We start from the raw sequence: 25,708 nt of genomic DNA, 5'->3' as shown, positions 1-25,708 counted from the left end.
GGAGCGCGAGGATATAGGAGCCGGCCGCCGGCCGGCCACGCGGTCAGCCCCGCGCCGCCCAGAGCGAGAGGGCGAGGAGCGCGAGGGCGAGCGCGGCGAGGCCGGCCCACACCACCGCCCGGTGCGCGCCGCCCCGGGGGGCCGGGGGCGCGGCGGGACGGGGGCCCGGGGCCGGGGCCGCCGCGACGGCCGGCGGTGATTCCGGTGCGGGCGCGGCCGGCGCGGAGGCCGGCGGCTCCGGCAGCCGGATCGCGCCGGCGGGGGGCAGCGGGCGGCCGGGCCGCAGCAGGGCCTCGTCGGGATCGACCGGGATCCCGGCCTCCTCCAGCTCGATCAGCACCATCGCGATGTCCTCGGCGCTCATCCGGTCGACCGGGAGCGCCCGGCGCAGGTCGTCCGGGGTCAGCCCGCCCTGGCTGCGCCCGAGGGCGACCAGGCGGTCGAGGGTGGTGCGGTCGAAGGCGGCCTGCATCGCACGGCTCCGTCGTGAAGTCCGTGCCAACGCACGAGGGACCGCCCGCGTTTCCGGTCACGCTCGCGCCCAGATGGGGGCGGACAAGGGACGGGCTCCCGGTCTCCGTCGGGACCGAACCCAGGCGAGCCATGAACGCGCATCCGTCCCATTTCCGTCCGGCCCCCGAGGGGCCGCGGCCGGTCCTCGCCCGGATCACCCCGCCGGCGCAGCCGCTCGGGCCGTGGCGCTTCCTGCGCACCGTGGTGCGCAACCCGCTCGAGGCCTGGCCGGAGACGATCTACCGCGAGCCGCTCTACACCTCCGAGTTCCTCGGCACGTCCAGCCTGTTCGTGATGGCGCCGAACCTGATCCGCCAGGTGATGGTCGACGAGGCCGACGCGTTCGAGAAGTCGGAGGTGCTGCGCCGCTCCCTCTCTCCGGCGCTGGGCGACGCGATCCTGACCGCCGACGGGGCGCGCTGGCGCTGGCAGCGCCGGGCGGCGGCGCCGATTTTCCGGGCCGAGCGCATCCGCAGCTACGTGCCGGCGATGATCGCCGCCGCCGAGCGCACCCGCGACGCCCTCGTGGCCGAGGCGGGCCACGGGGCCGAGATCGACGTCGCCCAGACGATGATGCGCACCACCTTCGAGATCATCGCCGAGACGATGCTCTCGGGGTCCGGCACCATCGACGCCGCCCGGGTCGAGCGCGGCATCACCGACTACCTCGAATCGACCAGCTGGGTCTTCGCGCTGACGCTGCTGCGGGCCCCGGCCTGGGTGCCCTATCCGGGCCGGTCCAAAGCCGAGCGGGCCAAGATGTACCTGCGCGACGAGCTCCTGCGCCTCGCCGCGGAAGGCCGCCGCACCGGCACCGAGGGGCGCAACGACCTCCTGAGCCTGCTGCTCGCCGCCCGCGACCCGGAGACGGGCCAGGCGATGGACGACCGCGACGTCGCCGACAACCTGCTCACCTTCGTGACCGCCGGGCACGAGACCACGGCGCTCGCCCTCACCTGGGCGTTCTACCTGCTCTCGCACCACCCGGAGAGCGAGGCGCGGGTCGCCGCCGAGGTCGAGGCGGTGACGGCGGGCGGTCCCCTGCTGCCCGAGCACGTCGACGCCCTGCCCTACACCCGCCAGGTCGTCCTCGAGGCGATGCGGCTCTATCCCCCGGCACCGGTGGTGGTGCGGGCGGCGATCCGCGACGTCGACCTCGACGGCATCGCGGTGCGTGCCGGCACGCCGGTCACCATCCCGATCTACGCCGTGCACCGCCACGCCGCCCTGTGGGACGAGCCGGAGCGCTTCGACCCCGACCGCTTCGCCCCCGAGGCCGCCAAGGCCCGCGACCGCTACGCCTACCTGCCCTTCGCGGCCGGCCCGCGCATCTGCATCGGCATGGGCTTCGCGCTCTCCGAGGCGGTGGCGATCCTGGCGGTGCTGGTGCGCTCCTTGCGATTCTCGCTGCGCCCCGGCTACCTGCCGGTGCTCAAGCAGCGCATCACCCTGCGCCCCGCCGACGGGATGCCGATGCGGGTCAGCTTGCGCTGAGGGAGCCCTCCGCGCTCCCGCCCTGCGGCGGGAACCGGCGCGCGAAGACCTCCTTGGCCGCGAACAGGCCGTTGAGGGCGGCCGGAAACCCGGCATAGACCGCCATCTGCATGATGGTCTCGGTGATCTCCTGACGGGTGAGGCCGACATTCAGGCCGGCCTCGATATGGACCCGCAGCTGCGGCGCGGCATTGCCCATCGCGGTCAGCGCCGCGATGGTGGCGATCTCGCGGGCGCGCAGGTCCAGGCCGGGCCGGGAATAGATGTCGCCGAAGGGGAACTCGAACAGGTAGGTGGCGAAGTCCGGCGCGATGTCGGCGAGCGCCGCCACCACGGCGTGCCCGGCCTCGCCGTCGATCTCAGCGAGCGCGCGCCTGCCGCGCGCGAGCCGGCTCTCTCCCTCGCCCGGAATGTGCTGCGTCATCGATCCTCTCCTGACAGGTCTGTTGGCTGGTCTCTTGAGGTGCCGCGTAGCCGGCGATCTTCGCGTCGAGGGCGAGGAGGCTGGCCTGCAGCTCCGTGACCTGGGCCCGGACGCGGTCGCGATGCGCCTTCAGCAGGGCGCGCCGCTCGGCCTCCGTGCCGCTGCCGCGCTCCCGCAGGGCCGCGTAGCGAAGCATGTCCCGGATCGGCATGCCGGTCGTCTTGAGCCGCCTCAGGAACGCGATCCAGGACAGGATGGACGCGTCGTAGTCGCGCTGGCTCGACAGGTCCCTGCTGGCATAGGGCAGCAATCCGATCTTCTCGTAGTAGCGGATGGTGTGGACCGACAGTCCGGATTGCCGTGCGAGCTCGCCGATCTTCATGAGGCGACCGCCCCCCGTCCTGGATGATCGCGACGCTACAGGTTCGAGCGCACTCGAAGTCAAGGCCGAAAGCGGGCGAGGCGGCGCAGGGTGCCGGTGCAGGTCGCGAGGCGCCGGGGTGCGGTCCCGCTGCGGGGGCAGGCCGATCTCGCGGGCAGAACTTGCAAGCCGAATTCGCGCACCCGCTCCCACCTCTCAGGGTCATCCCGGGGCCGCGCAGCGGAGCCCGGGGTGCCAGAGGCACGCCCAGAACCGCAGTTCGCTCAGGACGAAGCGGACGATATTCCGCTTTGATCTGCATCACCTGTAGTTCTGGATTCCGGGCTCCGCTTTCGCGGCCCCGGAATGACGATGGAGTGTATCAGAGCCTGTTTGACTGCCGAGAACGATATCGCATGAGCCTGATCTATCCCATCCGAGACCTCATCCTGAGGTGCTGGCGATCGAAGATCGCACGTGAAAGAAGCCTCGAAGGTGGGCTCCAGATACCACAGTGACTGCTGGAGGTCTCCTTCGAGATCAGTCGATATTCAATCGTGCGCGATCTCCGATCGCCGACACCTCAGGATGAGGTTGAGGGTGGGATAATTTTGCAAGGCACGTCAAACAGGCTCTCCGACCCGCCGATCGAATCGCGGGGCCTTTGCGAGCAGCGTCACACCACCCTCGCCTTCCGCCGCCCCGCCGGCTTCACCCGGTCGGCGCCTTCCGCCGCCGCGCAGGCGCGGCGCGCCCATAGCAGAAACTCCTCCGGATCGTCGTTGAGCCGCTCCGGCGCCCGCCAGTAGCTGGCGATGGTCGTCGTCCGGCCGTCCCTGGTCGCGTAGGAGAACGGGGCGCCGCCCTCGGCCGCGAAGGCGGCGGTCTCGTCGGGGGCGGCCTTGAAGTAGAGGACGTCACGCGCGACGAGCCCGAACATCAGGCCATCGCGAAACAGCCCGAGCCCGCCGAACATCCGCCGGAGCGCGACGCCGCCGAGAGGGGCCAGCATCTCCTCCAGGAAGGCGCGGTCTCCGTGCCCGGTCATGGCCCGTCTCCCGTGCCCGTGCGCCAGCCGAGGGATCCGCGGGCACGGCCGGGCGCCCTCACGACGTCAGCCCTGGTCCGATCGCAGGTCCAGGTGCAGGAACTGGCTGAACGCATTCTCCCTGTAATCCGAGAAGGCCTCGCCGTCGGCGAATCCACGCCTGCGGTAGAGAGTCAGGGCCGGCTCGAAGGCCGGGCCGCGTCCCGTCTCGAGGCTCAGCCGCCGCAGGCCGCGCCGCCTCGCCTCGGTGACGACCCTCTCCAGCAGCAGCGCGGCCACGCCGCGGCGCAGGTAGTCGGGGTGGGTCCGCATCGACTTCACCTCGCCGGTTCCGTCGCCCAGGACCTTCAGAGCGCCGATCCCGGCGATGTCGGCCCCGTCCCAGGCCGACCAGACCGTGACCGCCGGGTCCTTCAGCCCCGACAGGTCGAGGGCGAACACGCTGCCGGGCGGGGAGTTGGCGTGCATGCCGGCGAGGTGGAGGGCGAGCAGCTGCCGGGTCGGCTCGCTCGAGAGATCATCCGCGCGAACCTCGAACATGCCCACCTCCGCTGGTCCCGGCGCAGCTTACCCGACACGGTTCGCGGAGGTCCACCGCCGCGCGTCGCGCGGACCGGGCGCGGATTTCATCCACCTGTCACGAAATCGCCCGATGACGCGCAGGTCCCGACACGTCCGGCTGACCCTTTGACCCACGCCCTCCCCACGACGCAAGCCGCCCTCGCGGCCGAGCCTCCCGCCGCGCAGGTGCGCCGGCGGCCCGGCGCCCGCCTCCTGCTGCCGCTCGCGCTGCTTTGCCCCTCCCTCGTCTTCCTCGCCCTGTTCACCTACTGGCCGGTGGTGGAGGTGCTGTGGGACGCCACCCATCAGGTCACGCGCCGGGGCACCCGCTTCGTCGGGCTCGACAACTTCGCAAGCCTCTTCGCCGATCCGACCTTCCGGCGCGCGCTCCTCAACAACGCCCTCTACGCGATCGGGACGGTGGGGCCGAGCCTGGTCCTGGCGCTCGCCTTCGCGCTGGCGCTCAACGGCGCCGGCCGGGTGCGGGCGCTGCTACGGGCGGTGTTCTTCCTGCCGGTGATGATCCCGCTCGTCGCGGCCGCCGCCCTGTTCCTGTTCCTGTTCCTGCCGGGGATCGGCCTCATCGACCACCACCTCGCCCGGCTCGGGCTCTCCGGCGCCAACTGGCTCGGCGATCCCGATCTCGCGCTCGCCGCCATCACGGTGCTGACGGTCTGGAAGAATGCCGGCTACTACATGCTGTTCATCCTGGCCGGGCTCCAGGCGATCCCCGACGAGGCCCGGGAGGCCGCGCTCCTCGACGGCGCCGGCCCGTGGCAGCGCCTGCGCTACGTGACGCTGCCGGCATTGCGCCCGACCTTCGCCTTCGTCGGGGTGATCGCGCTTCTCAACGCGGTGACGCAGGTCGACCACGTCTTCGTGCTGACCAAGGGCGGGCCCTCGGACGCGACGAAGCTCCTGCTATTCTACATCTACGAGCAGGCCGCCGAGCGCTACGATGCCGGCCGGGCGGCCGCCGCGACCGTGGTGACGCTCGGCCTGCTGGCCGCCCTCACCGCGCTCTCGCTCGGCCGCAGCCAGGGCCCGGAGGCGGCCCGATGAGCGCGCCGACGAGCCCCCTTGCCGGTCCCGTCACCCGGGAGGTCACGCCCCGCCTCGCCCGTCTGCTCGTCGCCGGCCTGGCGCTGGTCTGGGCGGTGCCGTTCTGGTGGATGCTGGTGGCGGCGTTCCGGCCGGCGGGCTCCGGCGCGGATGCCTCGCTGCTGCCCTCGCTGGCGCCCAGCCTCGCCAACTTCGCAGAGGCCTGGGCCTCGGCCGACTTCCCGCTCTACTTCGTCAATTCGCTCGTGATCTGCGCCGGCATCCTGGCGGTGCAGCTCGTCACCGCCTCGCTCGCCGGCTACGTCTTCGCCCGGCTGGAGTTTCCCGGCCGCGGGTTCCTGTTCGGCCTGTTCCTGGTCCAGCTGATGCTGGTGCCGGTGGTGCTGCTGGTGCCGAACCTGAAGACGATCGCGGCCCTCGGGCTCTACGACACCCTGCCGGGCGTGATGGCGCCCTATTGCGCTACCGCCTTCGGCACCTTCCTGATGCGCCAGAGCTTTCGCGAGGTGCCGCGCGAGCTCGAGGACGCCGCCTTGATCGACGGCGCCGGCTGGTGGGCGCGCATCCGCCTCATCTACCTGCCGCTGACGAAGCCCGCGCTGGTCGCCTTCTCGATCGTCTCGGTCACCAGCCACTGGAACGAGTTCCTGTGGCCGCTGATGGTCATCAACTCCCCCGACAGGCGGCCCCTGACCCTGGGTCTCGCGAGCTTCACGCTCAGCGCCGAGGGCATGCAGGCCTGGGGTCTGATCGCGGCCGGCACCTTCCTGGTCAGCCTGCCGCTGCTCGCCGCCTTCCTGATCTTCCAGCGCCGGTTCGTGAACAGCTTCCTCGCCTCCGGCATCAAGTAGAGGACGACCACATGATCTCCTGGTGGAAGGGCGCCGCCCTCGCGCTCGCAGCCGTGGCGGGCCTCGCGGCGCCTCCGGCATCCGCGACCGACATCGAGCTGTTCTTCCCCGTGCCGGTGGACGGGGCGCTCGCCCGCAACATGGCCGGGCTGATCAAGGAGTTCAACGACTCCCACCCGGACATCAAGACGACCCCGGTCTTCACCGGCTCCTACGACGACACGCTGCTCAAGACCCGCGCGGCGATCAAGGCCGGCAAGCCGCCGGCCGCGGTCATCATGTCGGCGAACTTCCTCACGGACCTCGCCATCGAGCGCGAGATCACCCCGATGGACGACCTGATCGCCAAGGAGGGCAAGAGCCAGGACGCCTTCATGGGCCGGTTCTTCCCGGCGCTCCTCCCCAACGCCGTGATCGATCGCAAGGTCTACGGCGTGCCGTTCCACAACTCGACGCCGCTGCTCTACATCAACGCCGACCACTTCAAGGAAGCGGGCCTCGATCCCGACAAGCCGCCGCGGAGCTGGGCCGAGCTCCATGACGCCGCCCGCAAGCTGACCAGGCGCGAGGGCGACCGCACCACCCGCTGGGGCCTGATGATGCCCTCGAACTACGATTACGGCGGCTGGATCCTCGAAGCCCTGACGATGTCGAATGGCGGGCGCTACTACAACGAGGAGTATGGCGGCGAGGTCTATTACGACACCCCGACCATGCTCGGCGCCCTCACCTTCTGGTCCGACCTCGTCCACAAGGCCAAGGTGCACCCGGCCGGCGAGCAGAAGGGCCCGGCGGTGACCGGCGCCTTCCTGGCCGGCCAGGCCTCGATGATGATCATCTCGACGGGCTCGCTCACCTTCATCCGCGACACCGCCAAGTTCCCGTTCCGGGTCGCCTTCGTGCCGATGAACGTGCGCCAGGCGGTGCCGATCGGCGGCGCCTCGCTGGTGCAGCCGGCCGGCCTCTCGGAGGAGAAGCGCGCCGCCGGCTGGACCCTGATCCAGTGGCTGACCTCGCCCGAGACGTCGGGCTGGTGGAGCCGCGCCACGGGCTATTTCGCCCCCAACAAGGCGGCCTACGACCTGCCCGAGATGAAGGCCTTCCTGGAGAAGAACCCGGACGCGAAGATCGCGGTCGACCAGCTCGCCAACGCCAAGCCGTGGTTCGCCACCTACCGCACCGTGCCGGTGCGCAAGGCGATCGAGGACGAGCTGCAGGCCGTGCTCGCCGGCAAGCGCCAGCCCAAGGAGGCGCTCGCCGCCGCCCAGAAGGCCGCCGACGCCCTGATGCGCCCCTACGTCGAGGACACCGCCCTGCGCCTGCCCGGCGCGGAATAAGGCTCCCTCAGACCGATGTGCCCGCCGCTCCGGCGGCGGGTGCTTCCCACCATCGGATCCCCGCCATGCTCATCGCCCAGATCACCGACCTGCACGTGCGCCCCCGCGGGCTGCCGGCCTACCGGGTCTCCGAGACCAACAGGATGGTCGCCCGCGCGGTGGCCCACCTCCTCGCCCTCGATCCCCGGCCCGACCTCGTGCTGATCTCCGGCGACCTCACCGATTGCGGCCTCGCGGAAGAATACGAGGAGCTGCGCGGGCTCGTCGCCCGCCTGCCGATGCCGGTCTACGTCGTGCCCGGCAACCACGACCGCCGCGAGACGTTGCGCGAGGTGCTGCCGGCGGCCTGGATGCCCGGCGCGACCGGGAATTTCGTCCAGTACACGGTCGAGGATCATCCCGTCCGCCTGATCGCCCTCGACACGCTCGTGGCGGGCGCAAGCCACGGCGCCCTGTGCACGGAGCGCCTCGGCTTCCTGGAGCGGGCGCTCGCCACGGGCGACGGCCGTCCGACCCTGGTGTTCCTGCACCACCCGCCCTTCGCGTGCGGCCTCATCCACATGGACGAGATCCGGCTCCTCGACGGCGAGGCGGCGTTCCGGCGGCTGATCGCGGGCCAGACCTGCATCGAGCGGATCCTGTGCGGCCATCACCACCGGCCGATCGTGACCCGCTATGCCGGCACGATCGCGCAGATCGCCCCGAGCGTGACCCACCAGGTGGCGTTCGATCTGACGCCGGAGCACGAGGGCGCCCTGGTCTTCGAGCCGCCGGCCTACCTGCTGCACCGCTTCACGCCGGAGACGGGAATCGTGAGCCACATGGTCTATGTCGAGACGTTCGACGGGCCGTACCCGTTCGTGCTGGATGCGGCGTATCCGGGGCAGCACTGATATCGATAAAAAAATCTAGGAATATTGCGCGGGATCCCCTCTCCAGGCGATCCCGGGCTTGCCCGGCATCGCTGCAAGGTGTGGGAGAGGGGTAGGGGCGATCGAAGATCCCCTAACCCCTCTCCCACACGGGAGAGGGGCAGCGTGCCTTATCTTGAGAATTCAGCTCCAGGACACTCCATCCTCAGCTGTTCTTCAGCGCCACCCGATACTGCGCCTGGGTCTTGGCCCGCACCTCGTCCTCGGTGACGCCGTCGGCGAGCTCGACCAGGCTCATGCCGCCGTCGCCCTTCTTGTCGATGGTGAAGACGCCGAGATCGGTGATCACCATGTCGACCACGTGGGTGCCGGTGAGCGGCAGGTCGCAGGCCTCGAGGAGCTTCGGCGATTCCGAGCCGTCCTTGGCCTTGGCGACGTGCTCCATCACCACGACGACCTTCTTGACGCCGGCGACGAGGTCCATCGCGCCGCCCATCCCCTTCACCATCTTGCCGGGGATCATCCAGTTGGCGAGATCACCGTTCTGGGCCACCTGCATGGCGCCGAGGATGGAGAGGTCGATGTGGCCGCCGCGGATCATCCCGAAGGAATCCGCCGACGAGAAGTAGCTCGTGGTCGGCAATTCGGTGATGGTCTGCTTGCCGGCGTTGATCAGGTCGGGATCCTCCTCGCCCTCGTACGGGAACGGGCCCATGCCCAGCATCCCGTTCTCGGACTGGAGCTGCACCGACATGCCGTCGGGGATGTAGTTCGACACCAGCGTCGGGATGCCGATGCCGAGATTGACGTAGAAGCCGTCCTCGAGCTCGCGGGCGGCGCGGGCCGCCATCTGGTCGCGGGTCCAGGCCATGGTCGTCTCCTCTCTCGCTCGTCAGATGGCGCCGCCGCCCGTCGGGGCGGGCGCGGGCTCGGCGTTCGGGGCGGCTTCCGCCCGCTTGCGGGTGGTGCGCTGCTCGATGCGCTTCTGGGCGTTCGGCACGTGGATCATCCGCTTCACGAACACGCCGGGCGTGATGATGTGGTCCGGGTCGATCTCGCCGGGGCGCACCAGGTGCTCGACCTGCGCGATGGTCATGCGCGAGGCCGAGGCCATCATCGGGTTGAAGTTGCGGGCGGTCTTCCGGTAGACGAGGTTGCCCTCGCTGTCGCCCTTCCAGGCGTGGACCAGCGAGACGTCGGCGAACAGGCCGCGCTCCATCACGTAGGTCTCGCCGTCGAACTCCCGGGTCTCCTTGCCCTCGGCGATCAGGGTGCCGACGCCGGTCTTGGTGAAGAAGGCCGGGACGCCGGCGCCGCCGGCGCGGATGCGCTCGGCCAGCGTGCCCTGCGGGTTGAACTCGATCTCGAGCTCGCCCGCGAGGTACTGCTTGGCGAAGGTCTTGTTCTCGCCGACATAGGACGAGATCATCTTCTTGATCTGGCGCGTCTCGAGCAGCACGCCGAGGCCGACGCCGTCGATGCCGGCATTGTTCGAGATGACCGTGAGGTCCTTGGCGCCGCTCTCGCGCACCGCGTCGATGAGGACGTCGGGAATGCCGCACAGGCCGAAGCCGCCGGCCATGATCGTCATGCCGTCCCGCAGGACGCCCGCCAGGGCGGCCGTGGCGTCGGGGTATACCTTCTTCATCCCTCGTTTCCCCAAATTCCGGTGCCGCCGGGGCTCGTCGCCCTCGTGTCCCGCACGGATGCGGCGCCTCGCCGCCCTGTTTAGCATCGTTGCGGCGCGGCACCACCGGCCCTGGCGGGGAAAATGTCCCGCTGCGGGATGAGCGGCAAAGCCTGCCGGGGAGACAAGGCGGGCGCGAGGGACTATAGGGGAATCTGGGGATGGCGTATGCCTCCGGCGGGCCCGACGAGGCCGGCCGGGCGGCGGCCCGGGGGGGCACCTCGTCTCGTCCATGCCGGCAGCCGGAGAGCGATGTCGCGCCGAACCATCCTGGCCTTGAGCGGCGGTGCGGCCACGGCCCTCGCCCTCACGGCCGCCTCCCTGCCCTGGACGATCGCCGCCCCGCAGGCCGCTTCCTTCGCCGGGCGGGACCTGGCGCGGCGCTACGGCCTCGGCCTCGCGGTCGCGGGGCCCGCCACCCTGACCCTGCTGCCGGCCCCCTCCTTGCGCTTCTCCGGGGTGCGGCTGCACCGTGGCGGCCACGACCTCGTGGCGAGCGAGGGCCTGCAGGTGCAGCTCGGCCTCGCCGGGCTCCTCGCCGGGCGGGCGGAGGTCACCGGCCTCGTCCTCGAGCGGGCCAGGATCACCCTGCCGGAGGGGGGAGAGGCGGACTGGGCCGAGCCGGCGGCGCGGCTGGCCGCCCGCGTCGCCGCCGGACGGGGCCGGCACCTGCGCCGCCTCGTCCTCGTCGACGCGACGCTCACCGCGCGGGATCCCCGCACCGGCCTCCTCGAGCGGGCCACCGGCGTGAACCTGGTGGCGAGCTGGCCGCGCCCGAGCGCCGGCCTCGACCTCTCCGCCGCCTTCACCTGGCGCGGCGTGCCGGCGGCGCTGACGCTGACGGGCCTGCGCCCGCGCGAGCTCGCGGCCGGCGCCGCGACCCCGCTCGCCGCCGCCCTCACCTGGAAGGCCGGCACCGCCGAGGGCAGCGCCGAGATCGACGGCAGCCTGGTCTGGCCCGGCGAGGCCGACGGCCAGACGAACAGCCGATCGGGCGAGCCGGCCGGGGGCCCGCGCCTGTCCGGCCAGGGCCGCTTCGCCACCCCGGCCCTGCCCGGCACCCTGGCCTGGCTCGGGATCGCGCCCGGCCCCGCGACGCCGGCCGGCCCGGTGAGCTTCGAGGGCCGGCTGGTCGCCCGCCCCGGCGCCGTGGAATGGCCCGAGATCCGGGTGCAGGTCGGGGACAACCGGCTCGAGGGCGCCGCCGCCGCGTCGCTCGTGCGGGGGCGGCTCGCCGTCTCCGGGACGCTCGCGGCCGAGCGGCTCGACCTCTCGGGCCTGGTGCCCGGGGCGGAGCCCGGCGGCGGCTGGAGCCGGGCGCCGCTCACCCTCGACGGGCTCACCCGCGGCGACCTCGACCTGCGCCTCTCCGCGGCCTCCGCCCGCCTCGGCCCGGTGGAGGCGCAGGACGTCGCCGCCGGCCTGCTCGTCCGCGAGGGCACCCTGGAGGCGACGCTGGGGCGCGCCACCGTGCAGGGCGGCACCGTCAAGGGGCGGGCGGCCCTCGCGGCTCTGCCGGCCGGCCTCGACGCGAGGCTCCAGGGCAGCGCCGACCGGGTCGATCTCGGCGGCCTGTTCGCCGATCTCGGCTGGCCGCGCTGGATCCTCGGCCGGGCGCAAGGGACGGTCGCCCTCGACAGCGCCGGCTCCAGCCTCGCCGACCTCATGGGCCGCCTCGCCGGGCGGGCCGCCGCCACGGTCGAGGGCGGGGAGATCCTGGGCCTGAGCCTCATCGACCTCGCGCAACGGCCCGAGACCGCCGCCACTGCCCTGCGCCGGGGCGGGCGCACCCATTTCGAGCGCGCCCGGGTCAGCCTCACGGTGAGCGACGGCGTCGCCGAGATCGGCCAGGGCCAGGTCCGCGGCGCCTCCCTGAGCGCGAGCCTCGGCGGCCGGGTCTTCCTGGCCGAGCGGCGCCTCGGCGCCGAGGCCCGGATCGAGCCCCTGTCCGAGGGGCGGGCCGGCGGCGGCTTCGCCATCGAGGGGCCGTGGCTGCGCCCGGTCATCCGGCCTCTCGCGGTCCGCGCGATCACGTCCCCGGCCCTGCCGGCCGCGGCCAGCGCCTACGCGCCCTGACGCCAGCTTGACGCCAGGCCCGGACCTGCCCCGCGCCCCCGTCGTCGGTGCCGCGGCGGTGAGGCACGGACGGCCGCGCGATGGGCTTCGGGACGCTGCGCTCTATGATCGGGACGGTCCGTACGCCCCGACGTCGAGGAGCCGCGATGGAACACCCGATGCGACCGCGCCGCCGCGCCGGCCTGTGGGCCGGGGCAGTCGGCGGCCTTGCCGCCCTGCCCTGCGCCGCTGCACCGGCCCAGATTCCCCCGCCTCAGATCCCCCCGCCCCCGACCCAAAGCCCGCTGCCGCCGGTGCCCACGCCCCCGGCTCAGCCGGAGGCACCGCCGGGCGGGTTCCCGACCCTCAACACGACACCCTACTTCCGGATCGTGCCGATGAACGAGGCCCGGACCATCGGGTTCTTCACCAGCCTGTTTCCGGACTGCGCGTCGCAGGGGCCGGTGGTGGCCCGCCTCCTCGACGCCCCGAAGCACGGCAGCGTGCGCTTCGCGGCCGAGGCCTCCTTCCCCCGCTACGCCCCCGGCTCGCCGCTGGCGTCGTGCAACGCCCGCAAGGTCGAGGGCCTGAAGATGACCTTCGAGGCCGCCGAGGGCTACGAGGGGCTCGACGCCTACCGGGTCCTGGTCATCTATCCCGACGGCTCGGCCACCCAGCTCGACGTCAAGGTCTCGATCCGCTGAATCCCCCCAGGAGGCCCGCCACGAAGTCCGGCACCGCCCGGGTGGCCGGTCCGTAGGTGGCGGCGTCGAACAGGCCGGCGGTGTCGGAGGGCGCGAGGTTGATCTCGTGGGTCGGGATCCCGGCGCCCCGCGCCCGCGCCACGAAGCCCGCCGCCGGGTAGACCGAGCCGGAGGTGCCGATCGCCACGAACAGGTCCGACGCGTCGAGGACCGCCGCGATCGCCTCGAGGTGGAACGGCATCTCGCCGAACCAGACCACGTCCGGGCGCATCCCGCCCCTTCGCGCGCAGGCGGGGCAGGCCGTGTCGACCGAGAGGTCCTCGGCCCAGGCGCGGGACTCGCCGCAGGCGGTGCAGCGCGCCCGCATCAGCTCGCCGTGCATGTGGGTGACCGCCCGCGCGCCGGCGCGCTCGTGCAGGTCGTCGACGTTCTGGGTGCAGAGGAAGAGCCGGTCGCCGCGGGCGGCAAGCCCCGCCTCCAGGCGCGCGAGGGCCGCGTGGGCGGCGTTGGGGGAGGCCTCCCGCACGCCCTGCCGGCGCAGGTTGTAGAAGGCGTGGACCTCCTCGGGCTCGCGGGCGAAGGCCTCCGGGGTGGCGAGCCGCGTCGGGTCGAACCGGTGCCACAGGCCGCCCGGATCCCGGAAGGTGCCGAGCCCGCTCTCGGCCGAGATCCCGGCCCCGGTGAGCACGAAGACGGTCACGCGCGCGCCTCCCGCCGGGCTCGCGACGCGAGCGACGACTGCGACACGATTGGGTCAAAGCTCGCACCCGCATTGTTCTGCCGGGCGCGAGACCATCCGAATGCCGTCACTGTGACCTCCGTTGAGACTTTATCAATTCTTGGCATGGACAATCCCGTCCACGCATCCTAAGTGAGGATCGTGCCCGCGCGCCTGGCCGCGGGCGGCTGATTCCGAACAGATCGCTTCAGGACAATCAATGACGCGCCACCGCGCGAGACCGTCTTTCACGGTCGAGATCAAGCGCAGCCGCACCTCCCCCCTGACCGCCCCGGCCGACAGCGAGCGGCCCCAGAGCGAGCGCCTCACGACCGCGCCCTCGGGGAACGCACCGTCGGCCAAGGCCGCACTCGTCAAGCCCTCCGCGGCGAAGCTGCTGGCGAACAAGCCCGCGCCGGCGGGCAGGCCGGCGGCGATGGACGAGCCCGAGCGCCGGCCCTCCGGCCGCGACCTCTGGGCCGGCACGGGCCTCCTGGAGGAGGCCGCCGCCGCCACCCAGTCCGGCCGCTTCGATCCGCCCGAAGCGTCGGTCTTCGCCAAACCCGCCGCGGCCGATCCTGCCGCCGCGAAGGCGCAGGCCGCCCCCGCCAAGCGCGTGCTGCCGAGCCTGATCGCCCCGCCCGAGCCCGAGCCGGAGCCTGCACCGGCCCCCGAGCCCGAACCCAAGCTGCCCCGCGTGCGGCGCTACCGCGCCGCCGAGCCGGCACCCCGGCGCGCCGGGCCGCGCCCCGCCTTCGTGTGGCCCGAGGACTGGCCCGACGAGGATCCGATCCAGGCCCCCGCCCCGATCGCCCTGCCGGCCGCGCACAAGATCAAGGCCCCCACAATCCAGGTCCCCAAGATCCAGGCGCCACGGGTCGAGGCCGCGCAGGCCCCTGACGCCGGCGAGATCCGCGCGCGGGCCAAGCGCCGCACCGCGGACGAGGACCTGCGCGTCGGCCAGCGCTGGAAGCGCCGACTGCCCCGCGTGTGCTGGTAGGAGGCCCGGCCGGCCTGCAGGCGGGCCAAGTCAACCCGCTCGGCAGCCCGCTCGTCAGCTCGCTCACGGGCCAGGATGGCCCGCCCTACCGGCTCGTCATCCTCGACTTCGACGGCACCCTCGCCGACACCTTCCCGTGGTTCGCCCGCGTGCTGCCCGGCGTCGCCGACCGCTACGGCTTCCGCCGGCCGGCCGCGCACGAGGTCGAGGGCCTGCGGGCGCTGGACGCCCGGGCGGTGCTGCGGCGCCTGGACGTGCCGGGCTGGAAGCTGCCGCTGATCGCCCGCCACATGCGCGTCTTGGCCGCCCGCGACGCCGGGGACCTTGGCCTCTTCCCGGGCATCCCCGCCCTGCTCGCCCGCCTGCGGGTCGGCGGGGTCGCGCTCGCCCTCGTCAGCTCGAACCGCGAGGACGTGGTGCGCCGGGTGCTCGGGCCGGAGAGCGCCGGCCTGATCGACCGCTACGCCTGCGGCGCGGCGGTGTTCGGGAAGGCGCGGCGGTTCCGTGCGGTGGCGCGGGGAAGCGGCCTGCCGCCCGCGCGGGTGCTGTGCCTCGGCGACGAGTTGCGCGACCACGACGCCGCGACGAGGGCCGGCCTCGCCTTCGGGGCGGTCACCTGGGGCTATACCCGGGCCGAGGCCCTGGCGGCCGCGGGTCCGGCCCACCTGTTTCCCACCCCCGAGGCGGTGGCCGCCGCGCTCCTGCCCGCCGCCCGGGCGGCGTGATCCCGGTCACCCGCATTCCGCCAGGCGCTCGGCCACCCGCGCCTGCATCGCCCAGAGGTGACGGTCGCGGATGCCCATCGCCTCGCAGGCCGCCACCGTGTTGAGGAGGTACTCGGCGCTCGGGCCGATGGGGCCGCAGGCCGCCGCGATCCGCTCGGCGATCTCGGCATCCGTGAGCCGGCCGGCGTAGCGCGGGCCGGCCCGGTCGGCCACGAAGGCGAGGGCCGGCACCGGGCCCTCCGCCGTCTCGGCGGTGAGCCAGCGCGCCGCGTAGCCGCGCCCGCGCATCTCCCGCCGCCAGACCGGGCGCAGGGCCGCCCGCAGGTCGTCGCCGGCGAGCCGGTAGGCGAGGCCGCGGCACTGCCCGCCCCGGTCGAGGGCCAGCATCACGCCGGGACAGTCCGGCGTGCCGCGAAACCCCTGCTGCCACAGGCAGAAGCGGCGGTGCCAGCCCCGCACCCGGGCCTCGCGCCGCTCCCCGAACGGGAATTCCGGCCGCCACATCAGGGCGCCGTACGCGAACAGCCACAGGGCGTCCGGGTCGCCGGGCTTCTCCGCCAAGGCCGCGTCGAGGCGCGCGTCGGCCTCCGCCTCGCCCATCAGCGGCATGGCGCGGCCGTCGTCGGTGACCGGGCGCGGATGGGCCCGGGCGATCAGCGCGGCGTTGAGGGCGAGGGAGCGTTTGGGCATCGCAACCGTTAGTCCCTTGGATGCGGCAGCGTGGCGGTAAGCCTTTCGGCTTTCCTCCCAAGCGTGGCCGGTCCATGGTAGTGCCGCGCTTGACCGCGCGGGTCCAGGTTGTCCGGGAATGGAGGGCGCGTCATGGCCATCACGGGTCGCTTCAATTTCCGCAAGACCCTGACCGGTAAGCTCGTCCTCCAGGTCGAGACCCAGCGTCGGTCCTGGTGGCCCTTCGCCCGCGCGGCCTCCCCGGGCCATGTCTGGCGCGACGCCACGCCCAAGGACCTGACCGCGGTGGAGCTGCAGCCGCTCCTCAACCTGCGCCGCAATCCCGGCTACATGCCGCGCAACCCGGTGATCTTCATGATGGGCCAGACCCCGAAGGGCGAGGCGCCCAAAGCCGAGGTCGTGACCCTCGCGGCCCACCGCGCCGCCGGCCAGCAGCAGGCCGGCTGATCCGGGCTACGGCACCGCTCGGCCCCGGCCGCGTTGGTCCTGTTCCAGGGGCATGGCCCCGCCGAACGGGAGAGCGCAGCATGGGCATGACCTCCGTGAACCAGGCCGTGATCGACGCCCTGTCGGAGCAGATCGTCACGGCCTATTGCGACGCCGCTGGTCCCGCCGAGGGCGCGGCGCGCTCGCGGCTGAGGGACGAGATCCGGCACGCCATCGAGGAGCCGGTCGGCAGCCGCACCCTGGCCGAGGACGGGCCGGAGCGGGTCAACGCCGTCCTGGCCGACTGGGAGGCGCAGGAGGGCCGCAGCTTCGGCCTGCGGCTGATCGAGATCGATCCCGGCCGCACCCTGGTGACGATGGCCTGACGCCCTCGTGACGATGACCAAGGCCATCGTGACGATGACCAAGGCCCTCGACGATGGCCTGACCGACCGCCATCCTGAGGACGACCCGAGGCTCAGCCGCCGCCGAGCTCGACCAGGAGGCGGGCGAGCGGGCCGGGGGCGCTCACCATGGCGTCGTGGCCGGTGGCGAGGTCGCGCCAGCCCCAGCCGGGCTGGCGCCGCACCCAGTCCTTGACGCGGTCGAGGGTGGCGTAGGACGGCGCGGTGCAGTCGACATAGGTGCGCGGCAGGCCGTTGCCGACCGGGCCGCGGATCGGCAGCGGGCTCTCGTAGGTGCTCAGGGGATGCGGGGTCAGGCGCCGCGCCACCCAGGCGGCGTCCGCCGGGTCGAGGACCCCGAAGGCCTCGGCCGAGGGCGGCGGCAGGCTCAGGCCCCCGCTCGATTCGGCGGCGGCGCGGCGGCGGGCCGCCACGACCTCGGGCGGCAGCCCGTCGAAGGGCGCGCGGCCGGCTTCCGCGATCAGCGCGTCGAGATAGACGAGGTGGCGCAGCCGCTCCGGCATGCGCTCCGCGACGCCGCTGATCGCCAGGCCCCCGAAGGAATGCCCGACCAGCACGACGTCGGTCAGCTCCTCCGCCGCGATCACCCCGGCGACGTCGTGCACGAAGGTGTCGAGGGTGATATCGCGGGAGAGGAGATGGGCCCGCTCGCCGAGGCCGGTGCAGGTCGGGGCGAAGACCCGGTGGCCCTGCGCCCGAAGGAGCTCGGCGACCCGCACCCAGCACCAGCCGCCATGCCAGGCACCGTGCACCAGCACGAAGGTCAGCCCGTCGCTCATCTCGAAGCCCTTCTCGTCGTCGCCGGCGGAGCCAAGCGCGAACGGCGGCGTGGCGCAAGAGAGTCACGCGGCAAGAGACCTACGCGGCAAGAGACTCACGACGCCCGGGATCGGGCGTCCCGGGCTTCAGCTCCCGCGCTCGTCCCGGTCCTCGCGGTTCGCCTCGAAGCCGGCGATCATCCGCTCGAGGGCCTGGAAGCTGCGGACCGCCTCCTGGGTGCGCCCGGCGGCGCATTTGCCCTCGGCCGCGCGGTACCACAGCAGCATGCTGTTGAAGGCGTGCTGGTGGGGTGACGCGGCGACCCGGGCGCGGCGCGCGGTCTCGGCGTCGAACCAGACCCGCACCGTGTGGCCGGCATTGGTGCAGACGTCGGCGGAAGGCGGCAGCGCGGCGCGGGAGATCGTGGGGTCGCACAGGACGGCGAACCAGACCGCCGCCGCGGCGAGGCCGGACGCGCCGACCATGCCGGCGGCGCCGCGCAGGCGGCGGCGCCAGTCGAGTCTCGGGTGGCCGGAGGCCGGCAGGGCCTCGACCGTCTCGGGCCAGCAATGGGTGTAGTGGACCGAGCCGTCGGTGTGGTGATGGGGCCACGGATGGGTCATTCGAGCACCCCCTTCGGGCAGGGTGGGACTCCGGAGCCTCGCGGAGGCGGCCGAGGGGGGCCGGGTCGCGAAGGGGCGGGTCGTTGGGGAGGGTCGCGGCAGGACGAAAACGCCGCGGCCGATCGCCGGACGATCTGCGGCGGCATCGGGACCTCGCGAGGTGGCCCGACGGTAGGCGCGGGCTGCGGTCTCCGGCGTGCTCCAGCGCACATTGCGCGCGCACGGACTGGCGATTTTCCGGTCGGCATGCTCTCCCTGTCGCCAGGGGCGCGGCAACGGCGCCCGTGAGTCGGGGAGGAGTGTCGATGCGCTGGCGCGATGCGGCCGTGGCCGCGATCTGTCTCGGGATCCTGTGGGCCGCGCCGGCCCGGGCGCAGGAGGTTCGGGCACAGGAGGCTCGCCGCTGGGCGACCGCCTGGACCGGCTCGGTCCAGGGCCCCTATCCGGTCGGCAACCCCTCAGCCCAGCCCGACCAGAGCTTCGCCTTCCCGAACCCGGCCGAGGGCGCCCGCGACCAGACCCTGCGGCTGGTGCTGCGGCCGGACGTGTGGGGCCGCGAGGCGCGCCTCAGGATCTCCAACGCCTTCGGGACGCAACCCCTCACCCTCGACGGCGTCCATGCCGGGCTGCAGCTCGGCGGCGCGGCCCTGGTGCCGGGGACGAACCGGCCGGTGCGGTTCTCCGGCCAGGACAAGGTGACGGTCCCGCCCGGGGGCGAGGCGTGGTCGGACCCGGTCGCCCTGCCCTTCGCGGCCGACCCGGACAATCCGCTGCTCGCCGGGCGCAAGCTCGCGGTCTCGCTCCACGTCGTGGGGCCAAGCGGGCCGATGACCTGGCACGCCAAGGCGCTGCAGACCTCCTACGCCACGGCGCCTGGCGCCGGCGCCCGCGGCAGCGAGGAGGGCGAGGCGGCTTTCCCGTACTCCACCGCCTCGTGGTTCTTCCTCGACGCCGTCGACATGGCGGTGAGCGCGCCAACCCCGGTCGTGGTCGCCTTCGGCGATTCGATCACCGACGGCACCGCCTCGACGATGAACGGCGACGACCGCTGGCCCGACGTGCTGTCGCGCCGCCTGCACGCGACGCTCGGCAACCGGGTCGCGGTGGTCAATGCCGGCATCGGCGGCAACCAGGTGGTCGGCCCGTCGGAGTACGGCCCCCGGAAGCCCTTCCCGGGCGGTCCCTCGGCCTTGTCCCGGCTCGACCGCGACGTGATCGGGCTGTCGGGCATCGCCAGCGTGATCTGGCTCGAAGGCGTCAACGACTTCAGCCGCAACGGCGAGGCCTCGCTCGAAGCGGTGCAGGCCGGGATGCGCGAGGGCGTCGCCCGCCTGCGCGCCCGCATCCCGGGCGTGCGGGTGATCGGCGCCACCCTCACCTCGGCCAAGGGCAGCTCCAGCCCCGCCCACGGCCATCCCGAGCAGGACGAGAAGCGCCGCGGCCTCAACGCCTTCATCCGCGACTCAGGGCTGTTCGACGCCGTGGTCGATTTCGATGCCGCGACCCTCGACCCGGCGACCGGGGGATTGCGCCCCGAGATGGTTCCGGAGAGCACGACCGGCGGCAAGGGCGACCGGCTGCACCCGAACCGGGCGGGCTACGTGGCGATGGGGAGCGGGATCGATCCCGGGGTGGTGCTGCCGGGGCGGTAGAAGGGCTCGCCTTGGATAATCGGGCGGGGCATCAGCGCTTCGCAGCGTGATGCTCCTCGCCCGGAGCCCGGCTCGCTCCGCGAAGCTGGGCGTTGGCCGCTCGGACGAGCCAGCCCGAGCGGGTCTCGTGCGCCGCCGCCGCCGCGCGGTCGATCCGGCGCAGGTCGCTCTCGTTCATCGTCAGATTGACCCGCACGGTCTTTCCCGGGAGGTCGACGTCGAGGATGCCCACCATGCCGTCGGCGGCGTCCTCCCGGAACAGAGGATCGTCCCGCAGGGCATCGAGCGAGCGGACCAGCGGCACCTCGAGACCGTCCTCGATCATCCCGCCGACGTGGAAAGCCAGCATCTCGGCGGCCTTGTCGTAGAGCGTATCGAGGTCGTCGGCGCCGGTCGTTGCGCCGGGGAAGTCCGGAAACGAGGCGCCGTAATTGCCGGGCTCGCCGTGGATCAGCATGACCACCTTCGTCATGACGGCGTCTCCTGTTCGATAGGCGGGTTGCTCACCACGTCCAGCCCGCCTGCCGGTAGATGTTGCGCAGCGTGCCGGTCGGCAGTTCGCGACGGCCGGTATCGACGGAAACGCGTCCCGGTTTCGTCGGATGCTTGAACTGCACGTGATCGCCCGGGCCCGTCCGTGCCTCAACCCACCCATCATCTGCGAGAGCCCTGAGCAGATCCCGCACCCGATGGGAGTGATGGACGCGCGGCATCGTCGAACCTCAGTCGATGCGCATTGATACGCACGAAGGCCGATCTCCGCAAGCGTTTGCAGCGTGGCGCGACCTTCTCACGAAGGCCGCATCGACTTCTCCGCCCGGTTCTGAAAGTTGAGCCTCACGCCCTGGCGTACAACCGGTCCGCCCGGCTCTCGAACGCGTCGGTGAACTTGCGGAACGCCCGGTCGAACATCTTGCCCATGAGGAGCCCCAGCGCCAGGCTCTTGAACTCGTAGGTGATGAAGAACTCGACCGTGCAGCCGCCGTTCGGGGCCTCGCGAAACGTCCAGCGGTTCTCGAGGTGGCGGAACGGGCCGTCGATGTACTCGGCCAGGATCTTCAGGTTCGGGCGGTCGAGGCGGACCCGGGTGGTGAAGTGCTCCGAGATCGCCTTGTAGCCGACGCCCATGTCGGCGACCAGGGTCTCGGTGCCGTCCTCGCCCTCCTGCCGGCGCAGCACCCGGAGCGAGTCGCAGAGCGGCAGGAACTCCGGGTAGCGCTCGACATCGGCGACGAGGTCGAACATCTCCGTCGGGCTGTGGCGGACGGTGCGGGTGGTGCGGAAGCTCGGCATCGGGTCAGACGGTCCCCAGCCGGTCGAGCCGGGCCTGCTTGAGCCGGGCGAAATCCTCGCCGGCATGGTGGGAGGAGCGGGTGAGCGGCGTCGCCGAGACGAGCAGGAAGCCCTTGGCGTAGGCCGTGGTCTCGTAGGCCTTGAACGCGTCCGGCGTCACGAAGGCCAGCACCGGGTGGTGCTTCTTGGTCGGCTGCAGGTACTGGCCGATGGTCAGGAAGTCGACCTCGGCCGAGCGCAGGTCGTCCATCAGCTGGAGCACCTCGTTGCGCTCCTCGCCGAGGCCCACCATGATCCCGGACTTGGTGAAGATGGTCGGATCGAGTTCCTTGACCCGCTGCAGCAGGCGGATCGAGTGGAAGTAGCGGGCGCCCGGGCGCACCGTCAGGTATTTCGACGGCACGGTCTCGAGGTTGTGGTTGAACACGTCGGGGCGCGCCGCCACCACGACCTCCAGGGCGCCGTCCTTGCGCAGGAAGTCGGGGGTCAGGATCTCGACGGTGGTCGCGGGGCTCAGGCGCCGGATCGCCCCGATCACCGCCGCGAAATGGCCTGCGCCCCCGTCCTTGAGGTCGTCGCGGTCGACGGACGTGATGACGACGTGGTGCAGGCCGAGCTTGGCCACGGCCTCGGCCACCCGCTCGGGCTCGGCCGTATCGAGGGCCTCCGGCATCCCGGTGCGCACGTTGCAGAACGCGCAGGCCCGGGTGCAGGTGTCCCCCATGATCATGAAGGTGGCGTGCTTCTTCTCCCAGCACTCGCCGATATTGGGGCAGCCCGCCTCCTCGCACACCGTGACGAGCTTGTTCTCGCGCACGATGGCGTTCGTCTCGGCCCATTTCGGCGAGCCCGGCGCCTTGACGCGGATCCAGTCCGGCTTGCGCAGGATCGGCTGGTCGGGCCGGTGCGCCTTCTCCGGGTGGCGCGGGCGCTGGTCGTTGCGCAGAAGATCGAGGACGACGGCCATGGGATCCGAGGCGGCAGGGGGTCTCGAGACGCGGAGGCGGCCGCGAACCTTCTCGCGGCGCAGAGGTGACTTAAGATGTCCGGGCCGCGGGGGCAAATGGGGCGTGACGCGCCGCCGCGCGGCGCGCCGTGCATGACGCGAGGGCCCGATTCGCCCGGACGTCGCGATCCCGGAGCGTCAGTAGCTCCGCTCGCCCCGGACCGCCCGCACCACCGCGATGATCAGGACCGCCCCGATGGTGGCGGAGAAGAGGTTGCGCCAGAACCCGAAGATCGGGATGTGGAACTGCGCCGCCAGGAAGTTGCCGACCACGCCGCCGATGATCCCGAGCACGATGTTGCCGAGAAGGCCCATGTTGGAGTTCATGAAGCGCTCCGCCAGCCAGCCCGCCAGCGCCCCGATGACGATGGCCATCAGGAAGCCGACGCCCGGCTGCCCGAGCGCTCCGTACACGTGACCGTCCATGTGGTTCCCCTGTGATGGCTGCCGCCGCGGCCGTTGCGCGGCGCATAGCATAGATGGGGAGGCGTCGCCGCGTTGCACCAGGCCGGCGCGGCGCAGCCCCTGACCAAGCGGAAAGCCCGCCGGTACGCTCTCAGTAGTGCGGCACCGTCCGGTGCTCCACCAGCGGCGCCTCCATGCGGAAGTGCAGGCCGGTCGGCTTGAAGTCGAAGCGGATGTCGGCCCCGCACTGCATGGTCAGCACCCGCTGCAGCAGGGTCGAGCCGAAGCCCTTGCGGGTCGGGGTCGTGGTGCGGGGGCCGCCGCGCTCGGTCCAGTCCAGGCGCAGGCGGCGCCCGGTCTCGCCCTGGTCGACGTCCCAGGCCACGGTGATCCGCCCCTCGGGCACCGAGAGGGCGCCGTGCTTGGCGGCGTTGGTGGTCAGTTCGTGGATCGCCATGCCGGTCGGCACCGCGAGGTCGGCGGTGAGCTCGACCGTCGGCCCCTTGAGCGCGATGCGCCGGCCGGCCTCGTCGTTGTAGGGGCCGAGCTCGTTCTCCAGCATCTCCTGGAGCGAGGCCATCTGCCAGTAATCCTCGGTCAGGAGGTTGTGGGTCTTGGCGAGCGAGATCACCCGGGCGGAAAAACCCTGGTAGAACTCGTCGACGCTGGTGGCGCCGCGGGCCGAGGCGCCGAGCAGCGCCTGCACGGTGGCGAGCGTGTTCTTCACCCGGTGGTGCAGCTCGCGGATCAGCAGGGCCTGGCGCTCGGCCGTCTGCTGGCGCTCGTTCAGGAAGGACGCGGCCTCGCGCTGGCGCCGCCGAGCCCGCACGGCGAAGCGGGTGGCGGTGACCAGGGTGGCGGGGTGGAACGGCCGCTCGAGCAGGGTGACGTTGCCGAGGGATTCCATCAGCCGCGGGTCCGGCGGGGTGCCCCGCAGGGTGAGCAGCACGAAGGGATAGTCCGACCACGGCTCCTGCCCGGCGAGATAGGCGGCGAGCCCGTGCCGGTCCGAGGCGCGCAGGGCCTCCTCGGTCAGGACCGCGCAGCTGCCGGCGTCGAGCCGCGCGACGAGGCCCGGCAGGTCGCCGCAGACCTCCGCCCGCAGGCCCGCCTCCGACAGGATGCTGCTCGCCACCGCGGCGTCGCGCCCGGCGGGGGCGAGGATCAGGACCGGGGGATCGCTCTCTCTCATGGCTGTCCCGATTCGGCAGATCCCGCCGGCCCCCCCTCCTCGACCAGCTCGTGGCCGCGGTAGCTCGGCACGCCCGTCAGGATGCCCCGGAACCCGGTGAGCGGCGCGCCGACACGCAAACCGTCGCCGTCGATCCGAAGTTCCCGGATTGTGTCCTCGTGCGGGCCCACCCGCTTCTTCACCACCGACACCGCCCGGCGCAAGTGCCCGTCTGCCTCGAAGAAGCGAAACAGCATCACGGTGTCGCTGAGGTAGGTCAGATCGACCGCCGCCGACATCTGGCCGACCAGCCCGTGCTGGGCCAGGACGAGCAGCGTCGTCACGCCCTGCTGGTTCAGGTAGGTCAGGATTTCGTGCATCTGCAGCAGCAGGTACTGCTCGCCCGGCATGGCGTTGTGGTAGCCGGTGAGCGAGTCGATCAGCACCAGCCGCACATCGTCGTGCTCCACGGCGTGGCGCACCATCGCGGCGAGCTCCCCGGGCGAGACCTCCGCCGGGTCGATCTGCTCGACCCGCAGGCGGCCCTCCGCCATCGCCGCCGCGATGTCCATGCCGAGGCCGGCGGCCCGCCGCGTCAGGATCCCGATCGGCTCGTCGAAGCTCAGGATCAGGCCGCGCTCGCCGCGCGCGAGCGCGGCCGTCACGTAGGCGAGCGCCGTCGAGGACTTGCCGACGCCGGAGGGGCCGAGCAGCATCGTGCTGGTGCCCCGGTCGAGCCCGCCGCCGAGCAGCGCGTCGAGACCGTGGTTGCCGCTGCCGAGCCGGTCGGCGGGATAGGCGTGGCCGTGCTCGGCCGCGATCAGGCGCGGGAAGACCGTGAGGCCGCCGCGGCGGATCACGAAGTCGTGATAGCCGCCGCGGAAGCGCGTGCCGCGCATCTTGATCACCCGCAGGCGCCGGCGCTCGCCGCCGTAGAGGGGGGCCAGCTGCTCGAGCTGGATCACCGCGTGGCAGAGGCTGTGGAGGTTGAGGTCGTCCTGCTCGGCGGTGAGGTCGTCGAGGAGGAGCGCGGTGGTGTCGTGGATGAGCAGGTAGCTGCGGAGCGCCAGCACCTGGCGGCGGTAGCGCAGCGACCCCTGGGACAGGAGGCGGATCTCCGACAGGCTGTCGAACACCACGCGCTGCGGCTTGACCCGGTCGATCTCCGCGATGGCCAGCCGCACCGTCTCGCCGAGCTCGAGGTCGGAGGAGTGGACGAGGCTCTGCTGCTGGCGCGGGTCGAGGCTGAGCTCGGGCGGCACGAGCTCGAAGATCTCGACGCCGTCGAGGGACCAGCCGTGGCGGGCGGCGACCGAAGCGAGCTCGCGCCGGCTCTCCGAGAGGGTGATGTAGAGGCAGCGCTCGCCCAGCCGCGCCCCGTCGAGGAGGAACTGCAGCGCGAGCGTCGTCTTGCCGGAGCCCGGCCGCCCTTCGACCAGGTGGGCGCGGTTGGCGGCGAAGCCCCCCTCCAGGATGTAGTCGAGGCCCGGCACGCCGGTCGGGACCGGGGCGGCGTCGTCGGGGGGCGGAAGCACGGGATCGGGCACGGTGTCGGGCATGTGATCGGACTTCGGAAGCGGACTCGGGCGGCGGGCGGGTCGCGGAGCGGCGGCGCCGGCCCCTCTGGGCCGCCGACGATCCGGCTTGTGGCAAAGAAATGCGTCGAGAACAAAGGGGTAAGGCGCGGGGCAGGGTCGTGTTCCGGCCGCCGCAGCAGGGGAAAAAGCGCGTCGCCATCTTGACGCGGCGGGGGTTCGCGCGCATCTCGCCCTGGTCTGTGCGCGTCCGACGAGTCGGCCGCGCGCGGCATCACCGGAAGCCTTCATCCCCCATGCCCAGCGACAGT

30 protein-coding genes are annotated in these 25,708 nt (G+C 72.5%); 12 read left to right on the top strand and 18 right to left on the bottom strand.

Annotated elements, in window-relative coordinates; translation table 11 throughout:
* Window positions 1-43: 43 nt before the first annotated feature.
* Window positions 44-472, bottom strand: coding sequence for an RNA polymerase sigma factor region1.1 domain-containing protein (locus EU555_RS17800; RefSeq protein ID WP_135416391.1), 429 nt, complete (start codon window positions 470-472; stop codon window positions 44-46).
* Window positions 473-603: 131 nt separating this feature from the next.
* On the opposite strand from EU555_RS17800, the gene EU555_RS17795 reads away from it, so the two are divergent.
* Window positions 604-2,007 (top strand): cytochrome P450, encoded by a 1,404-nt coding sequence (locus EU555_RS17795; protein ID WP_135416389.1) that lies wholly within the window; start codon window positions 604-606, stop codon window positions 2,005-2,007.
* On the opposite strand, the gene EU555_RS17790 is transcribed toward EU555_RS17795, so the two are convergent.
* From EU555_RS17790 to EU555_RS17775, 4 genes are all read right to left on the bottom strand, one after another.
* Complete coding sequence (locus tag EU555_RS17790) at window positions 1,994-2,431, bottom strand: carboxymuconolactone decarboxylase family protein (protein ID WP_135416387.1); 438 nt, start codon at window positions 2,429-2,431, stop codon at window positions 1,994-1,996. The genes EU555_RS17795 and EU555_RS17790 overlap by 14 nt on opposite strands.
* On the bottom strand, window positions 2,367-2,813 hold the full coding sequence (locus EU555_RS17785) for a MerR family transcriptional regulator (RefSeq protein WP_135416385.1): 447 nt from the start codon (window positions 2,811-2,813) through the stop codon (window positions 2,367-2,369). Before EU555_RS17785 ends, EU555_RS17790 begins: the two co-directional genes overlap by 65 nt.
* 655 nt (window positions 2,814-3,468) lie before the next feature.
* Complete coding sequence (locus tag EU555_RS17780) at window positions 3,469-3,840, bottom strand: TfoX/Sxy family protein (RefSeq protein WP_135416383.1); 372 nt, start codon at window positions 3,838-3,840, stop codon at window positions 3,469-3,471.
* A 66-nt stretch (window positions 3,841-3,906) separates the two neighbouring features.
* Window positions 3,907-4,380, bottom strand: a complete 474-nt coding sequence (locus EU555_RS17775; protein WP_135416381.1) for a GNAT family N-acetyltransferase — start codon at window positions 4,378-4,380, stop codon at window positions 3,907-3,909.
* Between the two features lie 147 nt (window positions 4,381-4,527).
* Between EU555_RS17775 and EU555_RS17770 the strand changes: the two genes are divergently transcribed.
* From EU555_RS17770 to EU555_RS17755, 4 genes are all read left to right on the top strand, one after another.
* A complete protein-coding gene (locus EU555_RS17770) occupies window positions 4,528-5,463 on the top strand; it encodes a carbohydrate ABC transporter permease (protein WP_167858585.1) in 936 nt (311 codons plus the stop codon).
* Window positions 5,460-6,314 (top strand): carbohydrate ABC transporter permease, encoded by an 855-nt coding sequence (locus tag EU555_RS17765; protein WP_135416379.1) that lies wholly within the window; start codon window positions 5,460-5,462, stop codon window positions 6,312-6,314. The genes EU555_RS17770 and EU555_RS17765 overlap by 4 nt, the downstream gene beginning before the upstream one ends.
* Before the next feature lie 11 nt (window positions 6,315-6,325).
* Window positions 6,326-7,651: an ABC transporter substrate-binding protein gene (locus EU555_RS17760; protein WP_135416377.1), complete on the top strand. Its 1,326-nt coding sequence runs from the start codon at window positions 6,326-6,328 to the stop codon at window positions 7,649-7,651.
* A gap of 65 nt (window positions 7,652-7,716) precedes the next feature.
* Window positions 7,717-8,544 carry a phosphodiesterase gene (locus EU555_RS17755; RefSeq protein WP_135416375.1) on the top strand — a complete coding sequence of 276 codons (828 nt, stop codon included), beginning with the start codon at window positions 7,717-7,719 and terminating at the stop codon, window positions 8,542-8,544.
* Window positions 8,545-8,728: 184 nt separating this feature from the next.
* On the opposite strand, the gene EU555_RS17750 is transcribed toward EU555_RS17755, so the two are convergent.
* Both EU555_RS17750 and EU555_RS17745 read right to left on the bottom strand, forming a co-directional pair.
* Complete coding sequence (locus EU555_RS17750; protein ID WP_135416373.1) at window positions 8,729-9,394, bottom strand: 3-oxoacid CoA-transferase subunit B; 666 nt, start codon at window positions 9,392-9,394, stop codon at window positions 8,729-8,731.
* A 21-nt stretch (window positions 9,395-9,415) separates the two neighbouring features.
* The gene (locus tag EU555_RS17745; RefSeq protein WP_135416371.1) at window positions 9,416-10,171 is read right to left on the bottom strand and encodes a CoA transferase subunit A; all 756 of its coding nucleotides are present in this window, start codon (window positions 10,169-10,171) and stop codon (window positions 9,416-9,418) included.
* A 291-nt stretch (window positions 10,172-10,462) separates the two neighbouring features.
* Between EU555_RS17745 and EU555_RS17740 the strand changes: the two genes are divergently transcribed.
* Complete coding sequence (locus EU555_RS17740; RefSeq protein WP_135416369.1) at window positions 10,463-12,286, top strand: AsmA family protein; 1,824 nt, start codon at window positions 10,463-10,465, stop codon at window positions 12,284-12,286.
* Window positions 12,287-12,432: 146 nt separating this feature from the next.
* Entirely contained in the window at window positions 12,433-12,969 is a 537-nt protein-coding gene (locus EU555_RS17735) for a hypothetical protein (RefSeq protein WP_135416367.1), read from the top strand.
* Here the strand turns inward: EU555_RS17735 and EU555_RS17730 are convergent.
* Window positions 12,950-13,669 carry an NAD-dependent deacylase gene (locus EU555_RS17730; RefSeq protein WP_135416365.1) on the bottom strand — a complete coding sequence of 240 codons (720 nt, stop codon included), beginning with the start codon at window positions 13,667-13,669 and terminating at the stop codon, window positions 12,950-12,952. The genes EU555_RS17735 and EU555_RS17730 overlap by 20 nt on opposite strands.
* Before the next feature lie 238 nt (window positions 13,670-13,907).
* Between EU555_RS17730 and EU555_RS17725 the strand changes: the two genes are divergently transcribed.
* Window positions 13,908-14,687 carry a hypothetical protein gene (locus tag EU555_RS17725; RefSeq protein ID WP_135416363.1) on the top strand — a complete coding sequence of 260 codons (780 nt, stop codon included), beginning with the start codon at window positions 13,908-13,910 and terminating at the stop codon, window positions 14,685-14,687.
* A 98-nt stretch (window positions 14,688-14,785) separates the two neighbouring features.
* The gene (locus EU555_RS17720; protein ID WP_245524356.1) at window positions 14,786-15,412 is read left to right on the top strand and encodes an HAD hydrolase-like protein; all 627 of its coding nucleotides are present in this window, start codon (window positions 14,786-14,788) and stop codon (window positions 15,410-15,412) included.
* Between the two features lie 6 nt (window positions 15,413-15,418).
* Here the strand turns inward: EU555_RS17720 and EU555_RS17715 are convergent, their stop codons facing one another.
* Window positions 15,419-16,102, bottom strand: coding sequence for a gamma-glutamylcyclotransferase (locus EU555_RS17715; RefSeq protein WP_135416361.1), 684 nt, complete (start codon window positions 16,100-16,102; stop codon window positions 15,419-15,421).
* Window positions 16,103-16,234: 132 nt separating this feature from the next.
* Here EU555_RS17715 and EU555_RS17710 point away from each other — a divergent pair, with 132 nt between their 5' ends.
* Both EU555_RS17710 and EU555_RS17705 read left to right on the top strand, forming a co-directional pair.
* Entirely contained in the window at window positions 16,235-16,549 is a 315-nt protein-coding gene (locus tag EU555_RS17710; protein ID WP_135416359.1) for a hypothetical protein, read from the top strand.
* Window positions 16,550-16,629: 80 nt separating this feature from the next.
* Window positions 16,630-16,914, top strand: a complete 285-nt coding sequence (locus tag EU555_RS17705; RefSeq protein ID WP_135416357.1) for a hypothetical protein — start codon at window positions 16,630-16,632, stop codon at window positions 16,912-16,914.
* A 92-nt stretch (window positions 16,915-17,006) separates the two neighbouring features.
* On the opposite strand, the gene EU555_RS17700 is transcribed toward EU555_RS17705, so the two are convergent.
* Complete coding sequence (locus tag EU555_RS17700) at window positions 17,007-17,732, bottom strand: alpha/beta fold hydrolase (protein WP_135416355.1); 726 nt, start codon at window positions 17,730-17,732, stop codon at window positions 17,007-17,009.
* 126 nt (window positions 17,733-17,858) lie between these two features.
* Entirely contained in the window at window positions 17,859-18,335 is a 477-nt protein-coding gene (locus EU555_RS17695; RefSeq protein ID WP_205820944.1) for a hypothetical protein, read from the bottom strand.
* Window positions 18,336-18,640: 305 nt separating this feature from the next.
* Between EU555_RS17695 and EU555_RS17690 the strand changes: the two genes are divergently transcribed.
* Complete coding sequence (locus EU555_RS17690; protein WP_135416353.1) at window positions 18,641-19,987, top strand: GDSL-type esterase/lipase family protein; 1,347 nt, start codon at window positions 18,641-18,643, stop codon at window positions 19,985-19,987.
* A gap of 31 nt (window positions 19,988-20,018) precedes the next feature.
* Here the strand turns inward: EU555_RS17690 and EU555_RS17685 are convergent, their stop codons facing one another.
* From EU555_RS17685 to EU555_RS17655, 7 genes are all read right to left on the bottom strand, one after another.
* Window positions 20,019-20,459 carry a type II toxin-antitoxin system HicB family antitoxin gene (locus EU555_RS17685; RefSeq protein WP_135416351.1) on the bottom strand — a complete coding sequence of 147 codons (441 nt, stop codon included), beginning with the start codon at window positions 20,457-20,459 and terminating at the stop codon, window positions 20,019-20,021.
* A 31-nt stretch (window positions 20,460-20,490) separates the two neighbouring features.
* Entirely contained in the window at window positions 20,491-20,700 is a 210-nt protein-coding gene (locus EU555_RS17680) for a type II toxin-antitoxin system HicA family toxin (RefSeq protein WP_135416349.1), read from the bottom strand.
* A 124-nt stretch (window positions 20,701-20,824) separates the two neighbouring features.
* Window positions 20,825-21,280 carry a type II toxin-antitoxin system RatA family toxin gene (locus tag EU555_RS17675; protein WP_048450163.1) on the bottom strand — a complete coding sequence of 152 codons (456 nt, stop codon included), beginning with the start codon at window positions 21,278-21,280 and terminating at the stop codon, window positions 20,825-20,827.
* Between the two features lie 4 nt (window positions 21,281-21,284).
* Entirely contained in the window at window positions 21,285-22,247 is a 963-nt protein-coding gene (gene lipA, locus EU555_RS17670) for a lipoyl synthase (protein WP_135416347.1), read from the bottom strand.
* 177 nt (window positions 22,248-22,424) lie between these two features.
* Window positions 22,425-22,712 carry a GlsB/YeaQ/YmgE family stress response membrane protein gene (locus EU555_RS17665; RefSeq protein ID WP_135416346.1) on the bottom strand — a complete coding sequence of 96 codons (288 nt, stop codon included), beginning with the start codon at window positions 22,710-22,712 and terminating at the stop codon, window positions 22,425-22,427.
* 130 nt (window positions 22,713-22,842) lie between these two features.
* A complete protein-coding gene (locus EU555_RS17660) occupies window positions 22,843-23,883 on the bottom strand; it encodes a sensor histidine kinase (protein ID WP_135416344.1) in 1,041 nt (346 codons plus the stop codon).
* Window positions 23,880-25,421 (bottom strand): ATPase domain-containing protein, encoded by a 1,542-nt coding sequence (locus EU555_RS17655; RefSeq protein ID WP_167858584.1) that lies wholly within the window; start codon window positions 25,419-25,421, stop codon window positions 23,880-23,882. The genes EU555_RS17660 and EU555_RS17655 overlap by 4 nt, the downstream gene beginning before the upstream one ends.
* Window positions 25,422-25,708: the final 287 nt, after the last annotated feature.

This window comes from Methylobacterium nonmethylotrophicum, assembly GCF_004745635.1.
GTDB lineage: Bacteria > Pseudomonadota > Alphaproteobacteria > Rhizobiales > Beijerinckiaceae > Methylobacterium > Methylobacterium nonmethylotrophicum.
The sequence above is the reverse complement of the archived record's forward strand: the minus strand, read 5'-3'. Positions and strand labels throughout refer to the sequence as shown.